Genomic DNA, 21,881 nt, shown 5'->3' on the forward strand with positions numbered 1-21,881 from the left:
TGGAATAAGAAAGGACTTCATGAAACGTCTGCTGCTAACTGCGGTTCTCACCGTATTGATGATCGCCGAAGTTCACGCCGAGTCCTTCACTATCTCTGATATTCGCGTCAATGGCCTCCAGCGGGTCTCCGCGGGTAGCGTCTTTGGTGCTTTGCCGTTGAACGTCGGTGAACAGGCGGATGATCGACGCCTGGTGGAATCCACTCGTGCGTTGTTCAAAACCGGTTTCTTTCAAGATATCCAGCTGGGTCGCGATGGCAACGTCCTGGTCATCACGGTAGTCGAGCGGCCGTCGGTCGCCAGTATCGAGATCGAGGGTAACAAGGCGATCTCCACTGAAGACTTGATGAAGGGTCTCAAACAATCCGGTCTGGCCGAAGGCGAGATCTTCCAGCGTGCCACCCTCGAAGGTGTGCGTAACGAGCTGCAGCGCCAGTACGTCGCTCAGGGTCGCTACTCGGCCACGGTCGACACCGAAGTGGTGCCGCAGCCGCGTAACCGCGTCGGGCTGAAGGTCAACATCAACGAAGGCACCGTCGCTGCTATCCAGCACATCAACGTGGTGGGTAACACCGTCTTCCCTGACGAAGACCTGATCGACCTGTTCGAACTGAAGACCACCAACTGGCTGTCGTTCTTCAAGAACGACGACAAGTACGCCCGTGAAAAACTCTCCGGTGACCTGGAGCGTCTGCGTTCCTACTACCTGGACCGTGGCTATATCAACATGGATATCGCTTCGACCCAGGTGTCCATCACCCCGGACAAGAAGCACGTCTACATCACCGTCAACGTCAACGAAGGCGAGAAGTACACCGTTCGTGACGTCAAGCTGAGTGGCGACCTGAAAGTCCCTGAAGACCAGGTCAAGTCCCTGCTGCTGGTCCAGAAAGGCCAGGTGTTCTCGCGCAAGCTGATGACCACCACGTCCGAACTGATCACCCGCCGCCTGGGTAACGAGGGCTACACCTTCGCCAACGTCAACGGCGTGCCTCAGCCCCACGATGAAGACCACACGGTAGACATCACGTTCGCCGTCGATCCGGGCAAGCGTGCCTACGTCAACCGCATCAACTTCCGTGGCAACACCAAGTCCGAAGACGAAGTGCTGCGCCGTGAAATGCGCCAGATGGAAGGCGGCTGGGCTTCGACCTACCTGATCGACCAATCCAAGACGCGTCTTGAACGCCTGGGCTTCTTCAAGGAAGTCAACGTCGAAACGCCGGCCGTGCCGGGCGTCGACGACCAGGTTGACGTGAACTACGCCGTTGAAGAACAAGCTTCCGGTTCGATTACCGCCAGCGTCGGTTTCGCCCAGAGCGCCGGTCTGATCCTCGGTGGTTCGATCACCCAGAACAACTTCCTGGGTACGGGTAACAAGGTCAGCATCGGCTTGACCCGCAGCGAATACCAGAGCCGCTATAACTTCGGTTATGTCGACCCGTACTGGACCGCTGATGGCGTGAGCCTGGGTTACAACGCGTTCTACCGCACCACTGACTACAAAGACCTCGACGTCGACGTAGCCAGCTATGCCGTAGACAGCCTGGGTGCAGGCGTGAGCGTCGGATACCCGATCAGCGAGACTTCGCGTCTGACCTTCGGCCTGACGGCACAACAAGACACGATCAAGACGGGCGTATACACCGTTGACGAAATCTTCGACTTCGTTAACAAGGAAGGCGACAAGTACCTGAACTTCAAGGCGTCCGCCGGTTGGTCCGAGTCCACCCTGAACAAGGGCGTACTGGCGACCCGTGGTCATTCCCAGAGCCTGGTGCTGGAAACCACCACACCTGGCAGCGACCTGTCGTTCTTCAAGCTCGACTACCGTGGCCAGTTGTTCCAGCCGCTGAGCGAGAACTACACCATGCGCCTGCACACCGAATTGGGTTATGGCGACGGTTACGGTTCGACCGATGGCTTGCCGTTCTATGAAAACTACTATGCTGGTGGTTTCAACTCGGTTCGTGGCTTCAAGGACAGTACTCTCGGTCCTCGCAGTACGCCAAGCCGCGGTGCGGATGTGACGGGTAACTCCGGTACGCTGGCCGACCCGGACCAGGATCCGCTGCCGTTCGGTGGTAACGTCCTGATCCAGGGTGGTGTTGAAGTCCTGTTCCCGCTGCCATTCGTCAAGGATCAGCGTTCCCTGCGTACGTCGGTATTCTGGGATGTGGGTAACGTATTCGACTCCAAGTGCGAAAAAACGACCAACGCCAATGTCGGTTCGACTGCCGATACAAAGTGCAACGACATTAGCCTGAGCAACATGGCAAGTTCCGTCGGTGTGGGTGTGACCTGGGTCACCGCACTGGGTCCTCTGAGTTTCGCCTTGGCCATGCCGGTCAAGAAACCGGATGACGCTGAGACTCAAGTGTTCCAATTCTCCCTCGGCCAGACGTTCTAAGCGTCTGACCCTAGATAACGACAATGAATTTGTAGGAGTGCATCGTGCGTAAGTTGACTCAATTGGTTCTCCTGGCGACCGTACTGGTAGCAGGTCCGGCTTTTGCCGACATGAAAATCGCCGTCCTGAACTATCAGATGGCCCTGCTGGAGTCCGACGCTGCCAAGAAATACGCCGTGGATGCCGAGAAGAAGTTCGGTCCTCAGCTGAGCAAGCTCAAGACCCTGGAAAGCAGTGCCAAGGGCATCCAGGACCGTCTGATGGCCGGTGGCGACAAGATGCAGCAAGGCGAGCGTGAACGCCTCGAACTCGAATTCAAGCAAAAGGCCCGTGACTTCCAGTTCCAGTCCAAGGAATTGAACGAAGCCAAAGCCGTTGCTGACCGTGAAATGCTGAAGCAGCTCAAGCCGAAACTGGACAGCGCTGTGGAAGAAGTCATCAAGAAAGGTGCTTTTGACCTGGTCTTCGAGCGTGGCGCAGTGATTGATGTCAAGCCTCAATACGACATCACTCGCCAGGTTATCGAGCGCATGAATCAGCTGAAGTAATATGACAGCGACTATAAAGCTCGGCCAATTGGCCGAGTTCCTCGGCGCCACCCTGCGTGGCGACCCGGAGAAAGAAATTACTGGGCTAGCCACTTTGCAAGAGGCTGGCCCAGCTCAGTTGAGCTTTCTGGCAAACCCTCAATACCGTAAATACCTGGCCGACAGCCATGCCGCAGCCCTGTTGCTGAAGGCCGCTGACGCCGAAGGTTTTGCCGGTAATGCGCTGGTGGTGCCTGATCCGTATCTGGCTTATGCGCGGGTTTCTCATCTGTTCGATCCCAAGCCCAAGGCGGCTGCCGGTATTCATCCGACAGCGGTGGTGGCAGAAGACGCAGTGGTGGATCCGGCGGCAAGCATTGGTGCCTTTGCGGTCATCGAAAGCGCTGCGCGCATTGCGGCGGGTGTGACCGTTGGCGCGCATTGCTTCATCGGTGCCCGCTGCGAGATTGGCGAGGGTGGCTGGCTGGCCCCTCGCGTCACGCTGTACCACGACGTGCGCATCGGCAAGCGGGTGGTGATTCAGTCGGGTGCCGTACTCGGTGGCGAAGGTTTCGGTTTCGCCAACGAGAAGGGTGTCTGGCAAAAAATCGCCCAGATCGGTGGTGTCCTGGTGGGTGACGACGTGGAAATTGGCGTAAACACCGCCATCGACCGCGGAGCGCTGGCCGACACGATCCTGGGGAATGGCGTTAAGCTCGACAATCAGATTCAGATTGCCCACAACGTCCAGGTCGGTGATCACACCGCTATGGCAGCGTGCGTGGGGATTTCCGGCAGCACCAAAATCGGCAAGCATTGCATGCTCGCCGGTGGCGTAGGGCTGGTGGGGCACATCGAAATTTGCGACAAGGTTTTCATCACCGGGATGACCATGGTGACCCACTCGATTACCGAGCCGGGTTCCTATTCTTCCGGTACAGCCATGCAACCGGCTGCCGAGTGGCGCAAAAGCGCGGCACGCATCCGTCAGCTCGATGACATCGCGCGGCGTCTGCGACAGCTGGAAAAGCGTGTAGGGGAAGTGACCCCTGACGGTAATGCTTCATCAGATGGCTGATACCATTTCCATATCAAGTGTGCACAGCCGTTAGACTGCCTCCTTGATTTGCTAGAGGGGTGCGCGTCAGTCGCGCCTCCCAATCTTTACATAGGCTTCCCCCCGAAATGATGGACATCAACGAGATTCGCGAATACCTGCCCCACCGTTACCCGTTCCTGCTGGTGGACCGAGTCGTGGAACTGGATGTGGAAGGCAAGCGCATTCGCGCCTACAAGAATGTCAGCATCAACGAACCGTTCTTCAATGGTCACTTCCCTGCGCATCCAATCATGCCGGGCGTGTTGATCATCGAAGCGATGGCTCAGGCTGCCGGTATCCTTGGCTTCAAAATGCTCGACGTGAAGCCAGCCGACGGGACGCTTTACTACTTCGTCGGTTCCGACAAGCTGCGCTTTCGCCAGCCGGTCACCCCGGGTGATCAGTTGATCCTCGAAGCCCGCTTCATCAGCTGCAAGCGCCAGATCTGGAAGTTCGAGTGCCAGGCCTCGGTCGATGGCAAACCCGTCTGCTCCGCTGAGATCATCTGCGCGGAACGCAAACTATGAGTTTGATTGACCCTCGCGCAATCATCGATCCGACGGCCATTCTGGCCGACGACGTCGAGGTCGGCCCTTGGTCGATCGTCGGCGCAGGTGTGGAAATCGGCGAGGGAACAGTGATCGGGCCGCATGTGATTCTCAAAGGCCCGACCCGAATCGGTAAGCACAACCGCATCTACCAGTTTTCTTCGGTAGGCGAGGACACGCCCGATCTGAAATACAAGGGCGAAGAAACTCGTCTGGTCATTGGTGACCACAACGTCATCCGTGAAGGCGTGACGATTCACCGTGGGACCGTTCAGGACCGTTCGGAAACGACCTTGGGCGATCACAACCTGATCATGGCCTATGCCCATATCGGTCACGACAGCGTCATCGGCAACCATTGCATCCTGGTCAACAACACCGCGTTGGCCGGCCATGTGCACGTTGAGGACTGGGCGATCCTGTCGGGTTTCACCCTGGTCCACCAGTATTGCCATATTGGCGCCCACAGCTTTTCCGGCATGGGGACCGCCATTGGCAAGGACGTTCCAGCGTACGTCACGGTATTTGGCAACCCGGCCGAAGCCCGCAGCATGAACTTCGAAGGCATGCGCCGTCGTGGTTTCAGTGAAGACGCGATCCACGCCCTGCGTCGTGCCTACAAGGTGGTTTATCGCCAGGGCCTGACGGTTGAGCAGGCGCTCGCCGAACTGGCCGAACCCTCGGCGCAGTTTCCGGAAGTCGCGGTGTTCCGTGATTCCATCCAGTCTTCGACCCGCGGCATCACTCGTTAATCATGGCTAATATGCGTATTGCGCTGGTGGCAGGTGAGGCTTCCGGTGACATTCTGGGCGCGGGTCTCATGCGCGCGCTGAAGGCTCGCCATCCTGAAGTCGAATTCATCGGTGTCGGCGGTCCGCTTATGCAGGCCCAGGGGCTGACCTCCATGTTCCCTATGGAGCGCCTTTCGGTCATGGGCCTGGTGGAAGTGCTGGGCCGCTTGCGCGAATTGTTGAAGCGGCGCAAGCAACTGATCGCGGACCTCATCGCGGCGAAGCCGGACGTGTTCATCGGCATCGATGCCCCGGACTTCAACCTCAATATCGAGCTCAAGCTGCGTCAGGCCGGGATCAAGACCGTGCACTACGTCAGCCCGTCGGTCTGGGCCTGGCGGCAGAAGCGCGTGCTGAAGATTCGCGAAGGCTGCGACCTGATGTTGACGCTGTTTCCGTTCGAAGCAAAGTTCTATGAAGAGAAGGGCGTGCCGGTGCGGTTTGTCGGGCACTCCCTGGCCGATGCGATTCCACTTGAAGCTGATCGCGCCGCCGCTCGGACCGAACTCGGTTTGCCTGATGGGCCGCTGGTGGCACTGATGCCGGGCAGCCGTGGCGGCGAAGTCGGCCGTCTCGGTGCGTTGTTCCTCGATACCGCCCAGCGCCTGCGGGCCTTGCGCCCCGGCGTGCGGTTCGTCCTGCCTTGCGCCAGCCCCGAGCGCCGTAGGCAGCTTGAGGAGATGCTGGCCGGTCGCGATCTGCCGCTGACCTTGCTTGATGGCAACTCTCATCTGGCCCTGGCGGCCTGCGACGCGGTGCTGATTGCCTCCGGAACGGCGACCCTTGAGGCGCTGTTGTACAAGCGGCCGATGGTGGTCGCTTATCGCCTGGCGCCGCTGACGTTCTGGATTCTCAAGCGCATGGTGAAAAGCCCGTACGTCTCCTTGCCGAACCTGCTGGCCCAGCGCTTGCTGGTGCCGGAATTGTTGCAGGACGATGCGACGGTCGAGGCCCTGGCCCAGACCTTGTCGCCGCTGATCGAGGATGGCCAGGAGCAGACCCGCGGTTTCGACGAAATTCACCGGACCTTGCGTCTGGATGCCTCCAACCAGGCTGCGGACGCAGTGCTGAATCTGATTGGCCAAGTACAATGAGTAAAACAAGCATGCAGATGGGGCTGGATTTCACCTTGGTCGCTGAAGTCGAAGAATTGGTTGCCGGTGTTGACGAAGTCGGACGCGGCCCGCTCTGTGGTGCGGTCGTGACGGCGGCTGTGATTCTCGATCCGAGCCGTCCGATCCTCGGTTTGAACGACTCGAAGAAGCTCACCGAAGCCCGTCGCGAAAAGCTCTACGACGAAATCTGCGAAAAAGCCCTGAGCTGGTGCATCGCCCGCGCCGAAGTCGAAGAAATCGACGAGCTGAACATCCTTCACGCCACCATGCTGGCCATGCAGCGCGCCATCGAAGGCCTGCACATTCAGCCGAAACTGGCGATGATCGACGGCAACCGCTGCCCGAAACTGTCGATGCGCGCTGAAGCCGTGGTGCAGGGCGACGGCAAAGTGCCGGCCATCGCCGCGGCCTCGATTCTGGCCAAGGTCAGCCGCGACCGCGAGATGGCTGCGTTCGAACTGATTTATCCGGGTTACGGCATCGGCGGCCACAAAGGCTACCCGACGCCCGTTCATCTGGAAGCGCTGGCCCGCCTGGGGCCAACGCCGATTCACCGCCGCTCGTTCGCCCCGGTACGCCTGGCGTACGAGGCGCGGGAGAACCTGATCGAGAGTTAGTCGCAAGGCTGATGTTTTTGCCAAGGCCCGGTACAATCCGGGCCTTGTTGTCTTCACGTTTCTAGTTTCTAGACAGGATCACTATGCCGGCTTCATTCGTTCATCTACGCCTGCACACTGAATACTCCCTGGTCGACGGTCTGGTGCGGATCAAACCGCTGGTCAAGACCCTGGTCGGCATGAATATGCCTGCCGTAGCGGTCACTGACCAGAACAACATGTGTTCCCTGGTCAAATTCTATAAAGCCGCCATGGGGGCCGGAATCAAGCCGATCTGCGGCGCCGACCTGTGGCTGTCGAACAAGGACCCGGACAACGCCCTGAGCCGGATCAGTCTGCTGGCGATGAACGCCGTCGGTTATCGCAACCTGACCGAACTGATCTCCCGGGGCTTCATCGACGGCCAGCGCAATGGCTCGGTCATCATCGAGCGCGAGTGGGTGGCCGAGGCCAGCGAAGGCTTGATCATGCTGTCGGCGGCGAAAGAAGGCGAGATCGGCCTGGCCATGCTCAGTGGCAATCCGGCTGAAGCGGAAAACCTGGCTCGCGAATGGATGACGGTGTTCCCGGATCGCTTCTATCTGGAAATCCAGCGCACCAATCGCCCCAACGATGAAGAACAACTGCACGGCGCCGTGGCCCTGGCCGAGAAAATCGGTGCGCCGCTGGTGGCCACCAACGACGTGCGCTTCATCAAGCAGGAAGACTTCGCCGCTCACGAAACCCGCGTCTGCATCGGTGAGGGCCGCGCCCTCGACGATCCGCGGCGTTCGAAGAATTACAGCGATCAGCAATACCTCAAAAGCGCCGAGGAAATGGCTGAGCTGTTCAGCGATATTCCCGAGGCACTGGCGAACACGGTCGAGATCGCCAAGCGCTGCAACATCGAAGTGAAGCTGGGCAAGCACTTCCTGCCCAACTTCCCGATCCCCGATGGCATGACCATCGACGAGTATTTCCGCAAGGTGTCCTTCGATGGTCTGGAGGATCGCCTCAGCGTTCTGCTGCCCAAGGACACCACCGAAGACTACGAAGCCAAGCGCCAGGTCTACGTCGACCGGTTGAATTTCGAACTGGATATCATCATCCAGATGGGCTTCCCCGGTTACTTCCTGATCGTTATGGACTTTATCCAGTGGGCCAAGAGCAACGGCGTACCGGTAGGTCCGGGCCGGGGGTCGGGTGCCGGGTCGCTGGTGGCCTATGTGCAGAAGATTACCGACCTCGATCCGCTGGAATATGACCTGCTGTTCGAACGTTTCCTTAACCCGGAACGGGTATCCATGCCCGACTTCGACGTCGACTTCTGCATGGACGGTCGTGACCGCGTTATCGAATATGTGGCCGAAAAATACGGCCGCAACGCGGTTAGCCAGATCATCACCTTCGGTTCGATGGCGGCAAAAGCGGTGGTCCGCGACGTGGCGCGGGTGCAGGGCAAGTCCTACGGACTGGCGGATCGTCTGTCGAAGATGATCCCGTTCGAAGTCGGCATGACCCTGGAAAAAGCTTACGAGCAGGAAGAAATCCTCCGTGACTTCATCAAGGTCGATGAAGAAGCGGCAGAAATCTGGGAGATGGCGCGCAAGCTCGAAGGCGTTGTGCGTAACGTCGGCAAGCACGCCGGTGGTGTGGTTATCGCTCCGACCAAACTGACTGACTTCTCGCCGATCTATTGCGACGAAGCCGGCGATGGCCTGGTAACCCAGTTCGACAAGGACGACGTTGAAGCGGCCGGTCTGGTGAAGTTCGACTTCCTCGGTCTGCGGACCCTGACCGTTATCGACTGGGCGCTGAAAACCATCAACCGCGACCGCGCCAAGGTCGATCAGCCGCCGCTGGACATCGCGTTCATCCCGCTGGATGACAAGCCGACTTACCAGTTGCTGCAAAAAGCCGAAACCACGGCGGTGTTCCAGCTTGAGTCGCGAGGCATGAAGGAGCTGATCAAAAAGCTCAAGCCCGACTGCCTGGAAGACTTGATCGCACTGGTGGCCCTGTTCCGTCCGGGCCCACTGCAATCGGGCATGGTGGACGACTTCATCAACCGTAAGCACGGTCGCGCCGAACTCGCGTACCCGCACTCGGACTACCAGTACGAAGGCCTCAAGCCGGTATTGGCACCGACTTACGGCATCATCCTGTACCAGGAACAGGTGATGCAGATTGCCCAGGTCATGGCCGGTTACACCCTCGGCGGCGCGGACATGCTGCGTCGGGCCATGGGTAAGAAAAAACCCGAAGAAATGGCCAAGCAGCGCGGCGGTTTCATTGAAGGTTGCGCCACCAACAATATCGACGCCGACCTGGCCGGTAACATCTTCGACCTGGTAGAAAAATTCGCCGGTTACGGTTTCAACAAGTCTCACTCGGCCGCTTACGGTCTGGTGTCGTACCAGACGGCGTGGCTGAAAACCCACTACCCGGCGCCATTCATGGCCGCGGTACTGTCGGCGGACATGCACAACACCGACAAGGTCGTGACCTTGATCGAAGAAATTCGCACCATGAAGCTGCGTCTCGACGCGCCGGATGTGAATACTTCGGAGTTCAAGTTCACGGTGAATGACGAAGGCCGGATCATCTATGGCCTCGGCGCGATCAAGGGTGTGGGAGAAGGGCCGGTCGAAGCGATTACCGAGGCGCGTCAGGACGGCCCGTTCAAGGATCTGTTCGACTTCTGCGCCCGGGTCGACCTCAAACGTATCAACAAACGCACCCTGGACGGTTTGATCCGCAGCGGTGCGCTGGATCGTCTGGGGCCGTATTTCCATGATGAGCCGAAAGCTTATCAAGCGAACATCGACCAGAACCGCGCCGTCTTGCTGGCGGCAATGGAAGGGGCGATCAAGGCCGCCGAACAAACCGCACGGACCCACGACAGCGGCCACGCCGACCTGTTTGGCGGTCTGTTCGTCGAGGCCGACGCCGACGTCTACGCCAACCACCGCAAGGCCAAGGAACTGACCCTCAAGGAACGCCTGAAAGGGGAAAAAGACACCCTGGGCCTGTACCTGACCGGTCACCCGATCGACGAGTACGAAGGCGAGATCCGCCGCTTCGCCCGTCAGCGCATCATCGACCTGAAGCCGGCTCGCGATACCCAGACGGTCGCGGGCATGATCATCGCGCTGCGCGTGATGAAGAACAAAAAGGGCGACAAGATGGGTTTCATCACCCTCGACGACCGCTCGGGCCGGATCGAAGCGTCGCTGTTCGCCGAGGCATTCCATTCCGCGCAGTCGCTGTTGCAGACCGACGCGATGGTGGTGGTCGAAGGCGAAGTCAGCAACGACGACTTCTCCGGCGGCCTGCGGCTGCGGGTCAAGCGGGTGATGAGCATGGAAGATGCGCGCACCAACCTGGCCGAGAGCCTGCGCTTGAAACTGCAGACCAAGGATTTGAAGGGCGATCAGCTACGCTGGCTGGGGGAGTTGTTCAAGCGTCACCGTGGTGCGTGCCCGATCACCATGGAGTACACCAGCCCCGATGCCAAGGCCTTGCTGCAGTTCGGCGAGACCTGGCGGATCGACCCGGCGGATGCGTTGATTCAAGCCTTGCGTGACCAGTTCGGGCGAGACAACGTCTTCCTCCAATACCGTTGACGGTCAGGTGCTGTAGAAGCGCCTGATCTCGACCTGAATTTTTAATCTCGACCTGAACGCGCCTCTCCCTTAAGGTAGGGCGCGAATAGACAACCGGCCGGCCCAAGCTCCCTTGGATGTCGACCCAAGACGGACGCCTATGAACCCGAATTTTCTAGATTTCGAACAGCCGATCGCCGACCTGCAAGCCAAGATCGAAGAGTTGCGCTTGGTCGGTAATGACAATTCGCTGAATATCGGCGATGAGATCTCCCGCCTTCAGGACAAAAGCAGCACGCTGACCGAAGACATCTTCGGCAAGCTGACCAGCTGGCAGATCGCGCGTCTGGCGCGTCACCCGAAACGTCCATACACCCTGGACTACATCGAACACATCTTCACTGAGTTCGACGAACTGCACGGCGACCGTCACTTTTCCGACGACGCTGCCATCGTCGGCGGCATCGCGCGCCTGGACGACCAGCCGGTGATGATCATCGGTCACCAGAAAGGTCGTGAAGTGCGCGAGAAGGTTCGCCGCAACTTCGGCATGCCGCGTCCGGAAGGCTACCGCAAGGCGTGCCGCCTGATGGAAATGGCCGAACGCTTCAAGATGCCGATCCTGACCTTCATCGACACCCCGGGCGCTTACCCGGGCATCGACGCCGAAGAGCGCAACCAGAGCGAAGCGATTGCCTGGAACCTGCGCGTCATGGCCCGCCTGAAAACCCCCATCATCGCCACCGTGATCGGTGAAGGTGGTTCCGGCGGTGCGCTGGCGATCGGCGTTTGCGATCAGTTGAACATGCTGCAGTACTCGACCTATGCGGTCATTTCGCCAGAAGGTTGCGCTTCGATTCTGTGGAAAACCGCCGAGAAAGCCCCGGACGCCGCTGAAGCCATGGGCATCACTGCCGAGCGCCTCAAAGGCCTGGGCATCGTCGACAAGGTGATCAGTGAGCCGTTGGGCGGCGCACACCGCAATCCAGCTGCTGCGGCTGCATCGATCCGTGCCGAGCTGAGCTCGCAACTGGCGATGCTGAAGAAATTCGATAACGAAGCGCTGCTGGCCCGTCGTTACGAGCGCCTGATGAGCTACGGTCTCTGATCTGACGCTGCTTCGGCAAATGACGCAAAACCAATGTGGGAGCGAGCCTGCTCGCGAAGGCGGTATAACAGTCAACAGATGTGTTGAATGTTAAGCAGCCTTCGCGAGCAGGCTCGCTCCCACATTGGGTCTATGTGATGCGACTGATGCCATGAATCCTTCGAAGATTGATCTGCCTGCCAGACTCCTGCTGAACCTGAGCCCTTGGCGCAATGCCAAGACCTGGCGCATCGCCTTCTCTGGTGGTCTCGACTCCACCGTCCTGCTGCACCTTCTTGCACACCTCGCAAAAACCCGATCCCTGCCGGCGCTAAGCGCTATCCACGTCCATCACGGCCTTCAAGCTGCGGCCGATGCGTGGCCGGATCATTGTCAGTCGGTGTGTGAGGCGTTGGGAGTGCCGCTGCAGGTGGTTCACGTTCAGGTTCAGCCCGGCGCCAGTCTTGAACGTGCAGCCCGGGATGCGCGATATGGTGCGTTCATTGAGGCAGCGCAAGCCAATGAAGTGCTGATGACAGCCCAGCACCGCGACGACCAGGCCGAAACCTTGCTGTTTCGGCTGATGCGTGGGGCAGGGGTGAGGGGGTTGGCTGGAATGCCACGGCAACGTCCATTGGGCAAAGGGCACTTGCTTCGGCCATTGCTGGATGTCACGCGGGCGGAGCTTGAAGCCTATGCCGCCGAGCATCAGCTGAGCTGGATCGAAGACCCGTCAAACCAGGATCGGCAGTTCTCGCGCAATTACCTGAGGCATCAAGTGTTCCCGGCATTGACCGAGCGCTGGCCGCAAGCCGTGGCGACCATTGCGCGCAGCGCCGCGCATCTGAGCGAGGCGCAGGGCTTGCTCGATGAGTTGGCGCACATCGATCTGGCCCGCGCCCGCACGGTCGGTGAGTTCGATTGGTTGGGATTGCCGTCGCTGGAACTCACGTGTTTAGTCACACTGTCCGCCGCCCGCCAGCGCAACGCATTGAGTCACTGGCTCGAACCCCTGACACGACTTCCAGACAGTGACCATTGGTCGGGTTGGGAAGATTTGCGCGATGCCACCGGCGATGCCCGTCCGATCTGGCGGCTGGCGGACGGCGAACTGCATCGGGCGGGGGGGCGTGTCTGGTGGTTGTCGGGCGGCTGGTTGAGCACGCCACCGGCCGCCGGAACCTGGGCTGACCCCTCGTTATCGTTGACGTTGCCGGATAATGGCGTGCTCACACTCACCGGCCAAATCCCCGGCGGGCCGCTGCGGATCCGCTATCGTGAGGGCGGCGAAATCATGGCGTTGCCTGATCGCGGCCATCGAGATCTCAAGCGTTTGCTCAATGAACGAGGCGTGCCGGGTTTCGCCCGTGGCAGATTGCCGCTGCTCTACCGGGGCGAGCAATTGCTGGCGGTGGCCAACCTGCGGGGCTTGAACGGCAGTGTGCAGGATGGCTGGCATTTGCATTGGCAGCCATCGAACGAAGATCAAGGTTTGAGCTGAAAGGGGCTTTCCGGTAGACTACGCTCCCTTCTTGATACAACTTCTGTGGATTCGCCTGAATTGCAGGAGTTGCCGATTACCAAGCAGTCTTTGCTGGGCGATTCCAAAAAATGTGTAGCGAGCAACGTACCGGTGTTTCATCTTCCGGTCTGTCCCAACGCGGCGGTTTTTTTGAAAGGTGCACTGTGATTAATGCAGGTGATCGGGGGCTTCGGCCTTCCTTCGCTTTCCCCGGCGGCTCGGACCGCTTTAACGCAGACTTCTAGGGTTTTTCATGACGCGCTACATATTCGTCACGGGCGGTGTTGTTTCTTCATTGGGGAAAGGCATTGCATCGGCTTCATTGGCGGCGATCCTGGAGGCGCGGGGACTTAAGGTCACCATGCTGAAGCTGGACCCGTACATCAACGTCGACCCGGGCACCATGAGCCCGTTCCAGCACGGTGAAGTGTTCGTCACCCACGACGGCGCCGAGACCGACCTGGACCTGGGCCACTACGAGCGGTTCATCCGCACGACCATGACCCAGAACAACAACTTCACCACCGGCCGTGTCTACGAACACGTCCTGCGCAAAGAGCGCCGTGGTGATTACCTGGGCGCCACCATTCAGGTGATCCCGCACATCACCGACGAAATCAAGCGCCGCATCATCAAGGGCGCCGGCGATGCCGACGTGGCCATGGTCGAGATCGGTGGCACCGTGGGTGACATCGAATCGCAACCGTTCCTCGAAGCGATCCGTCAATTGCGTTTCGAAGTCGGCGCCAAGCGCGCGATGCTGATGCACCTGACACTGGTGCCGTACATCGCCACCGCCGGCGAAACCAAAACCAAGCCTACCCAGCACTCGGTCAAGGAACTGCGCTCCATCGGCCTGCAACCCGACGTGCTGGTCTGCCGCTCCGATCACCCGATCGACATTTCTTCGCGTCGCAAGATCGCCCAGTTCACCAACGTTGAAGAACGTGCGGTGATCGCGCTGGAAGACGCCGACACCATCTACAAGATCCCGGGCATCCTGCACTCCCAGGGCCTGGATGATTTCGTTGTTGAGCGTTTCGGCCTGCAATGCGGCGGTGCCGATCTGTCCGAGTGGGAAGCCGTGGTCGACGCCAAGCTCAACCCTGAGCACGAAGTCACCATCGCCATGGTCGGCAAGTACATGGAGCTGCTGGACGCCTACAAGTCGCTGATCGAAGCGATGAGTCACGCCGGCATCAGCAACCGCACCAAGGTCAACCTGCGCTACATCGACTCCGAAGACATCGAAAACCAGGGCACCGCGCTGCTGGAAGGTGTCGACGCGATCCTCGTACCGGGCGGCTTCGGTCTGCGCGGCGTGGAAGGCAAGATAACCGCCGTTCAATTCGCTCGTGAAAACAAGGTTCCGTACCTCGGCATCTGCCTGGGCATGCAAGTGGCCGTGATCGAGTTCGCTCGTAACGTGCTGGGCTGGAAAGACGCCAACTCCACCGAGTTCGATCGTGCCAGCGGTCACCCGGTCGTGGGTCTGATCACCGAGTGGGAAGATGCCACCGGCGCCGTCGAAACCCGTACCGAATCGTCCGATCTGGGCGGCACCATGCGCCTCGGCGCCCAGGATTGCCTGCTTGAGCCAGGCTCCCTGGTGCACGATTGCTACGCCAAGGACGTGATCGTCGAGCGTCACCGTCATCGCTACGAAGTGAACAACAACCTGCTGCCGCAAATCATGGAAGCCGGCCTGAAAATCTCCGGTCGCTCCGGTGATGGTGCGCTGGTCGAAGTGGTTGAAGCCCCGGATCATCCATGGTTCGTTGCTTGCCAGTTCCACCCTGAGTTCACGTCGACACCCCGCGACGGTCACCCGTTGTTCAGCGGTTTCGTCAAAGCAGCTTTGGTTCAACACCAGAAGAAGGCGTAATTCCAATGGCGCAGAAGATCATCCGTGTAGGCGACATCGAGATTGCCAACGACAAGCCAATGGTGCTTTTCGGTGGCATGAACGTACTGGAAAGCCGCGACATGGCGATGCAGGTCTGTGAAGAATACGTCAAGGTGACCGAGAAACTCGGTATCCCTTACGTGTTCAAGGCCAGCTTCGACAAGGCCAACCGTTCCTCCGTGACCTCTTACCGTGGCCCCGGCCTGGAAGAGGGCATGCGGATTTTCCAGGACATCAAGCAAGCCTTTGGCGTGCCGATCATCACCGACGTTCACGAGCCTGATCAGGCCGCGGTCGTTGCTGAAGTCTGCGACATCATCCAGTTGCCGGCCTTCCTGTCGCGCCAGACCGATCTTGTGGTCGCAATGGCCAAGACTGGCGCGGTGATCAACATCAAGAAAGCCCAGTTCCTCGCACCGCATGAGATGAAACACATCCTGAGCAAATGCGTGGAAGCGGGTAACGATCAGTTGATCCTCTGCGAGCGTGGTTCGAGCTTCGGCTACAACAACCTGGTCGTCGACATGCTCGGCTTCGGCATCATGAAGCAGTTCGAATACCCGGTGTTCTTCGACGTGACCCACGCGCTGCAAATGCCCGGCGGTCGCTCCGATTCCGCCGGTGGTCGTCGCGCCCAGGTGACCGACCTGGCCAAGGCCGGCATGAGCCAGTCCCTGGCCGGTCTGTTCCTCGAAGCCCACCCGGACCCGGACAACGCCAAATGTGACGGCCCATGCGCCTTGCGTCTGGACAAACTGGAGCCATTCCTGGCCCAGCTCAAAGCTTTGGACGAACTGGTGAAGAGTTTTCCGACGGTAGAAACCGCGTAATCCTCATTTCTCCGGTAAAGTACCGCACGAATTAATGCTCAGGCCCTCGGGCCTGAGCCTTATCGTCCGCAAGTCTGCCTGCTGCACATCACTTGCCGGCGATACAAGATTTCCTTCAGCTGCGTCGTTTTCGTCAACTTTGGAGTGTTTACAACAATGGCAAAAATCGTCGACATCAAAGGTCGTGAAGTTCTCGACTCCCGTGGCAACCCCACCGTGGAAGCGGACGTGCTTCTCGATAACGGCATCATCGGCAGTGCTTGCGCGCCGTCCGGTGCTTCCACTGGCTCGCGTGAAGCGCTCGAGCTGCGTGATGGCGACAAGAGCCGTTACCTGGGCAAGGGCGTTCTGAAAGCCGTCGCCAACATCAACGGCCCGATCCGCGACCTGTTGAAAGGCACAGACCCAAGCGACCAGAAAGCGCTGGATCACGCGATGATCAAGCTCGACGGTACTGAAAACAAAGGTTCCCTGGGCGCCAACGCGATCCTCGCCGTTTCCCTGGCCGCGGCCAAGGCAGCAGCACAGGACCAGGACCTGCCGCTGTACGCTCACATCGCCAACCTGAACGGCACTCCGGGTGTTTACTCGATGCCGGTTCCGATGATGAACATCATCAACGGTGGCGAGCACGCCGATAACAACGTCGACATCCAGGAATTCATGGTGCAGCCGGTTGGCGCCAAGTCTTTCTCGGAAGGCCTGCGCATGGGCACCGAGATTTTCCATCACCTCAAAGCTGTGCTGAAGGCCCGTGGCCTGAGCACTGCCGTGGGTGACGAAGGTGGTTTCGCACCGAACCTGGCTTCCAACGAAGACGCGTTGAAAGTGATCTCCGAAGCCGTGGCCAACGCCGGTTACACCCTGGGCACCGACGTGACCCTGGCGCTGGACTGCGCGGCCAGCGAGTTCTACGAAGACGGCAAGTACAACCTGTCCGGCGAAGGCCAGGTGTTCACCGCTGAAGGTTTCGCCGACTACCTGAAAGGTCTGACCGAACGTTACCCGATCATCTCGATCGAAGACGGCCTGGACGAGTCCGACTGGGCTGGCTGGAAAATTCTCACCGACAAGATCGGCGAGAAAGTCCAACTGGTCGGCGACGACCTGTTCGTGACCAACACCAAGATCCTGAAAGAAGGCATCGATAAAAAGATCGCCAACTCGATCCTGATCAAGTTCAACCAGATCGGCACCCTGACCGAAACCCTGGAAGCCATCCAGATGGCCAAGGCCGCTGGTTACACCGCCGTGATCTCGCACCGCTCCGGCGAAACCGAAGATTCGACCATTGCCGACCTGGCCGTGGGCACCTCGGCTGGCCAGATCAAGACCGGCTCCCTGTGCCGTTCCGATCGCGTTTCCAAGTACAACCAACTGCTGCGTATCGAAGAGCAGTTGAATGGCAAAGCCAAGTACAACGGTCGCAGCGAATTCCGCGGCTGATTGAGTACAGCGAAAAAAAGACAAAGGATTGTGTCGGAAAAATCGCAACAGCGACGGTTTTGCCACTAATCTGATGCCTTAAGTGCACAAGCCTGGTTCTTCCAGGCTTCGTGCTATCAGAAGCTTCACGTTTTGGCTTGGCTGTTTTTTTCACTGGATACCCGATATTCGATGCGCAGTCCCAATTGGTTGTTCCTCGTTTTGCTCCTGCTGCTGGCTGGCCTGCAGTACCGCCTGTGGGTGGGTAATGGCAGTCTGGCGCAAGTGGCCGAGCTGACTCAGCAGATTGCGGATCAACACGCCGAGAACGAAGGGTTGCTGGAGCGCAATCGGGTCATGGACGCCGAAGTCAGTGAGTTGAAAAAAGGCATGGAGACCGTTGAAGAGCGGGCTCGTCATGAGTTGGGCATGGTCAAGGACGGTGAAACCCTTTACCAGTTGGCTCAATGATCCAGTCGTTACCGGCCTTCTGGGCCGTGATTCCTGCCGCGGGCGTCGGTGCCCGTATGGCCGCGGACCGTCCCAAGCAATACTTGCAACTGGGCGGGCGCACTATTCTCGAACACAGCCTCGGCTGTTTCCTTGATCATCCTGCTCTGAAGGGGTTGGTGGTCAGTCTGGCTGTCGATGATCCTTATTGGCCGAACCTGGCGTGTGCTGGCGATTCGCGTATTCAGCGCGTTGATGGCGCCGACGAACGTTCCGGGTCGGTGCTCAATGCGTTGCTGCATTTGCATGCGCAAGGCGCCGACGATGAGGATTGGGTGTTGGTCCACGATGCCGCGCGGCCGAACCTGAGCCGTGATGATCTGGACAAGTTGCTCAGTGAATTGGCGGATGACCCGGTTGGCGGTCTGCTGGCGGTTCCCGCACGCGATACCCTCAAGCGGGTCGACAAGCAGGGTCGTGTCGTCGAAACCGTGGACCGCAGTGTGATCTGGCAGGCTTATACGCCGCAGATGTTTCGCCTCGGCGCGTTGCATCGGGCATTGGCGGACAGCCTGGTGGCTGACGTTGTCATCACGGATGAAGCCTCGGCGATGGAGTGGTCTGGTCAGTCGCCGCGCCTGATTGAAGGGCGATCCGACAACGTCAAAGTCACTCGTCCCGAAGACCTCGAATGGCTGCGGCAGCGTTGGGCTAATCGCCGCTGACTGCGTTGGCGTCTGTTGAATCGCCATCGCGAGCAGGCTCGCTCCCACCCTTGATCGGCACCGAACACAGACTTTGTATTCACTGAAGATCCACTGTGGGAGCGAGCCTGCTCGCGATGGCAGTAGCCCGGTCAGCCAACAATTTGCTGACAACCACTCAATCTTTTAGCAGCGATATTCCGGCCTCTCAGCCAACCCTTCTTTCAAGTAATCCACCAGTTTTCTCACCTTCGGCGACAAATGCCGCTGCTGTGGATACAGCGCCCAAACAGCAGTGTTCGGCGGTTGATGCGCTTCCAACAGCGAAATCAACGCACCGCTGTTCAAGTGCTCCAACACGTAATAGTCCGGCAACTGACATAGCCCAACCCCTTGCAGCGCCGCATCCAGCACCGCTTGCCCACTGTTGCAGCGCCAGTTTCCCTGTACCCGTTGGGAAAACTCTCGCCCGTTCTGTTCCAGTTGCCACATGTCCGAGCTGCCAATGAGGCAATTGTGACGGCTCAGTTCCGACAAGCTGTGTGGGCGACCGTAGCGTTCCACGTAGGACGGCGATGCGCACAGGTACATGCGCCGTGGCGCCAGGCGTGTTGCCACCAAGCGCGAGTCTTGCAGACGGCCCAGGCGGATCGCCAGGTCCAGGCCCTCATGTACCAGGTCGAGTGGGCGGTTGCTCAGCTCAATGTCGATTCGCAGTTGCGGATAGAGTCCCATGAAGCGCGTCACCAGCGGCACGATAAAGCGCTCGCCATAGGCCACGGCGCAGGTCATGCGCAGCATGCCTTTCGGCTCGCTGGTCAGGTCGCTGACCGCTCGCAGCGCCTCTTCGCGCCCGTCCTGCAACCGTTGGCAATGCTGCAGAAACGTTTGTCCGGCCTCGGTCAGCGTGACCCGACGGGTACTGCGATAGAGCAGCCGGGTTTGCAGGCGTTCTTCCAGGCGTACGATTTGTCGACTGACATGGGAGGACGAAACCCCAAGTCGCTCGGCGGCCGCGGTGAATTGGCTGCACTCGGCCACGGCGACGAACTCGTCGATGCCTTCCCAGCGGTTATCGGACATGAAGATTATCCCTGTGCAGCAATAATATTTTGCATTTGTTCCGATTATTCATCGTACAGCTGTGTATTACACTCCTTGTCTCGTTTTTATTCACTGGAGAATCAGCATGATCAAGTCGCGCGCCGCCGTTGCCTTCGAGGCCAAGAAGCCCCTCGAAATCGTTGAAGTCGATGTGGCCATGCCCAAGGCCGGTGAAGTGTTGTTGCGAGTAGTGGCTTCCGGTGTTTGCCATACCGATGCCTACACCCTGTCCGGTGCTGACCCGGAAGGCATCTTCCCGTCGATCCTCGGTCACGAAGGTGGCGCGGTGGTTGAAGCCATCGGCGAGGGCGTGACGTCCGTTGCAGTCGGTGACCATGTGATCCCGCTGTACACCCCGGAATGCGGCAAGTGCAAGTTCTGCCTGTCGGGCAAAACCAACCTGTGTCAGGCCATTCGTGCGACTCAGGGTAAAGGCCTGATGCCGGACGGCACTTCGCGCTTTTCCTACAAGGGCCAACCCATTTTCCACTACATGGGGACCTCGACGTTTTCCGAGTACACCGTGTTGCCGGAAATCTCCGTCGCCAAGATCCCGAAAGAAGCACCGCTGGAAAAAGTCTGCCTGTTGGGCTGCGGTGTCACCACCGGCATCGGCGCGGTCATCAACACAGCCAAGGTGAAACCCGGTGATACCGTGGCCATTTTCGGCCTCGGCGGTATCGGTCTGTCAGCGATCATCGGCGCGGTGAAAGCCAAGGCAGGTCGCATCATCGCCATCGACATCAACCCGGCCAAATTCGAGATCGCCAAGCAACTGGGTGCAACCGACTGCGTGAACCCTAAAGACTTCGATCGTCCGATCCAGGAAGTCATCGTCGACATGACCGATGGCGGCGTCGACTTTTCCTTCGAGTGCATCGGCAACGTGCAATTGATGCGCGCTGCACTGGAATGCTGCCACAAGGGTTGGGGCGAGTCGGTAATCATCGGCGTTGCCGGCGCGGGCCAGGAAATTTCCACCCGTCCGTTCCAGTTGGTGACGGGGCGCGTCTGGCGCGGTTCGGCGTTCGGCGGTGTGCGCGGCCGTACCGAGTTGCCGAGCTACGTCGAAATGGCCCAGACCGGCGAAATCCCGCTGGATACGTTCATCACCCACACCATGGGCCTGGAAGATATCAACAAGGCATTCGACCTGATGCATGAAGGAAAAAGCATCCGTTCCGTCATTCATTTTTAAGAGCAGCGCCATGCTCGAAGCTTCAAGCTGCAAGAGCGTGCGCCTCTGCCTCCTCTTGCAGCTTGAAGCTTGGGGCTTGCAGCTGGGAGCATTCCCATGACTTTGGAAAACATCTCCTGCCAGAAAAGCTTTGGCGGCTGGCACAAACGCTATCGCCATCGCTCCGATGTGCTCGGCTGCGACATGGTGTTTGCCGTGTACCTGCCGCCGCAAGCGGAGCAGGGCGGCAAACTGCCGGTGCTGTACTGGCTGTCCGGCCTGACCTGCACTGACGAAAACTTCATGCAAAAGGCCGGCGCCATGCGCATGGCCGCCGAGCTGGGGTTGATCATCGTCGCACCGGACACCAGCCCGCGTGGTCCTGATGTCCCGGGTGATCCGGAGGGTGCCTGGGACTTCGGTCTCGGTGCCGGGTTTTACCTGAATGCCACGCAGGAACCGTGGTCCCGACACTATCGGATGCATGACTATGTCGTGCAGGAATTGCCGGCATTGGTTGAAGCGCATTTCCCGGCCTCGGACAAACGTGGCATCAGCGGCCACTCGATGGGCGGCCACGGTGCATTGGTCTGCGCGCTGCGCAATCCGGGACGTTATCTGTCGGTGTCGGCGTTCTCGCCGATCAACAATCCGATGGATTGCCCATGGGGTCAAAAGGCCTTCTCGCGCTACTTGGGTGAAGACCGTTCGAAATGGCGCGAATGGGATGCCTGTGCGTTGATTGCCGAAGCAGACGAGAAGCTGCCGCTACTGGTCGATCAAGGCGATCGTGACGATTTCCTCGCCACACAGCTCAAGCCTGAAGCGTTACAACAGGCGGCCAAACTGGCAGGTCATCCGCTGACGTTGCGTCTGCAACCCGGCTACGACCACAGCTATTTCTTCATCGCCAGCTTCATCAGCGACCACTTGCAACATCACGGACGCGCCCTAGGCCTCTAATGCAGGTAGAATCACGCCCTGA

18 protein-coding genes are annotated in these 21,881 nt (G+C 59.2%); 17 read left to right on the forward strand and 1 reads right to left on the reverse strand.

Annotated elements, in window-relative coordinates:
- Positions 1-19 precede the first annotated feature (19 nt).
- From bamA to ispD, 15 genes are all read left to right on the forward strand, one after another.
- Positions 20-2,410, forward strand: coding sequence for an outer membrane protein assembly factor BamA (bamA, locus tag ACA057_RS06015; RefSeq protein ID WP_497346712.1), 2,391 nt, complete (start codon positions 20-22; stop codon positions 2,408-2,410).
- A 44-nt stretch (positions 2,411-2,454) separates the two neighbouring features.
- Positions 2,455-2,958, forward strand: coding sequence for an OmpH/Skp family outer membrane protein (locus tag ACA057_RS06020; protein ID WP_010462812.1), 504 nt, complete (start codon positions 2,455-2,457; stop codon positions 2,956-2,958).
- A 1-nt stretch (position 2,959) separates the two neighbouring features.
- Positions 2,960-4,015: a UDP-3-O-(3-hydroxymyristoyl)glucosamine N-acyltransferase gene (gene lpxD / locus ACA057_RS06025; RefSeq protein WP_497346714.1), complete on the forward strand. Its 1,056-nt coding sequence runs from the start codon at positions 2,960-2,962 to the stop codon at positions 4,013-4,015.
- 107 nt (positions 4,016-4,122) lie between these two features.
- The gene (gene fabZ, locus ACA057_RS06030; protein ID WP_017336708.1) at positions 4,123-4,563 is read left to right on the forward strand and encodes a 3-hydroxyacyl-ACP dehydratase FabZ; all 441 of its coding nucleotides are present in this window, start codon (positions 4,123-4,125) and stop codon (positions 4,561-4,563) included.
- Complete coding sequence (gene lpxA, locus ACA057_RS06035; protein WP_401357413.1) at positions 4,560-5,336, forward strand: acyl-ACP--UDP-N-acetylglucosamine O-acyltransferase; 777 nt, start codon at positions 4,560-4,562, stop codon at positions 5,334-5,336. Before fabZ ends, lpxA begins: the two co-directional genes overlap by 4 nt.
- 2 nt (positions 5,337-5,338) lie before the next feature.
- Positions 5,339-6,469 carry a lipid-A-disaccharide synthase gene (gene lpxB / locus ACA057_RS06040; protein ID WP_497346716.1) on the forward strand — a complete coding sequence of 377 codons (1,131 nt, stop codon included), beginning with the start codon at positions 5,339-5,341 and terminating at the stop codon, positions 6,467-6,469.
- 11 nt (positions 6,470-6,480) lie between these two features.
- Complete coding sequence (rnhB, locus tag ACA057_RS06045; RefSeq protein WP_008154045.1) at positions 6,481-7,107, forward strand: ribonuclease HII; 627 nt, start codon at positions 6,481-6,483, stop codon at positions 7,105-7,107.
- 83 nt (positions 7,108-7,190) lie between these two features.
- Positions 7,191-10,712, forward strand: coding sequence for a DNA polymerase III subunit alpha (dnaE, locus tag ACA057_RS06050; RefSeq protein WP_497346718.1), 3,522 nt, complete (start codon positions 7,191-7,193; stop codon positions 10,710-10,712).
- Positions 10,713-10,851: 139 nt separating this feature from the next.
- Positions 10,852-11,799, forward strand: a complete 948-nt coding sequence (locus ACA057_RS06055) for an acetyl-CoA carboxylase carboxyltransferase subunit alpha (RefSeq protein WP_008154040.1) — start codon at positions 10,852-10,854, stop codon at positions 11,797-11,799.
- Between the two features lie 151 nt (positions 11,800-11,950).
- Positions 11,951-13,279 (forward strand): tRNA lysidine(34) synthetase TilS, encoded by a 1,329-nt coding sequence (gene tilS / locus ACA057_RS06060; protein WP_497346720.1) that lies wholly within the window; start codon positions 11,951-11,953, stop codon positions 13,277-13,279.
- Between the two features lie 274 nt (positions 13,280-13,553).
- A complete protein-coding gene (gene pyrG, locus ACA057_RS06065) occupies positions 13,554-15,185 on the forward strand; it encodes a CTP synthase (protein WP_497346722.1) in 1,632 nt (543 codons plus the stop codon).
- Between the two features lie 5 nt (positions 15,186-15,190).
- Entirely contained in the window at positions 15,191-16,036 is an 846-nt protein-coding gene (gene kdsA, locus ACA057_RS06070; protein ID WP_007949350.1) for a 3-deoxy-8-phosphooctulonate synthase, read from the forward strand.
- A 156-nt stretch (positions 16,037-16,192) separates the two neighbouring features.
- Complete coding sequence (gene eno, locus ACA057_RS06075) at positions 16,193-17,482, forward strand: phosphopyruvate hydratase (RefSeq protein ID WP_059407824.1); 1,290 nt, start codon at positions 16,193-16,195, stop codon at positions 17,480-17,482.
- A 171-nt stretch (positions 17,483-17,653) separates the two neighbouring features.
- Entirely contained in the window at positions 17,654-17,932 is a 279-nt protein-coding gene (gene ftsB, locus ACA057_RS06080) for a cell division protein FtsB (protein WP_008028992.1), read from the forward strand.
- A complete protein-coding gene (gene ispD, locus ACA057_RS06085; protein WP_497346724.1) occupies positions 17,929-18,636 on the forward strand; it encodes a 2-C-methyl-D-erythritol 4-phosphate cytidylyltransferase in 708 nt (235 codons plus the stop codon). Before ftsB ends, ispD begins: the two co-directional genes overlap by 4 nt.
- Before the next feature lie 165 nt (positions 18,637-18,801).
- Here the strand turns inward: ispD and ACA057_RS06090 are convergent, their stop codons facing one another.
- Positions 18,802-19,698 (reverse strand): LysR substrate-binding domain-containing protein, encoded by an 897-nt coding sequence (locus ACA057_RS06090; protein WP_497346726.1) that lies wholly within the window; start codon positions 19,696-19,698, stop codon positions 18,802-18,804.
- Positions 19,699-19,804: 106 nt separating this feature from the next.
- On the opposite strand from ACA057_RS06090, the gene ACA057_RS06095 reads away from it, so the two are divergent.
- Both ACA057_RS06095 and fghA read left to right on the forward strand, forming a co-directional pair.
- On the forward strand, positions 19,805-20,917 hold the full coding sequence (locus ACA057_RS06095; protein ID WP_497346728.1) for an S-(hydroxymethyl)glutathione dehydrogenase/class III alcohol dehydrogenase: 1,113 nt from the start codon (positions 19,805-19,807) through the stop codon (positions 20,915-20,917).
- 96 nt (positions 20,918-21,013) lie between these two features.
- Positions 21,014-21,859 carry an S-formylglutathione hydrolase gene (gene fghA, locus ACA057_RS06100; RefSeq protein ID WP_497346730.1) on the forward strand — a complete coding sequence of 282 codons (846 nt, stop codon included), beginning with the start codon at positions 21,014-21,016 and terminating at the stop codon, positions 21,857-21,859.
- The last annotated feature ends 22 nt before the right edge of the window (positions 21,860-21,881 follow it).

Source organism: Pseudomonas sp. LBUM1661 (assembly GCF_059695925.1).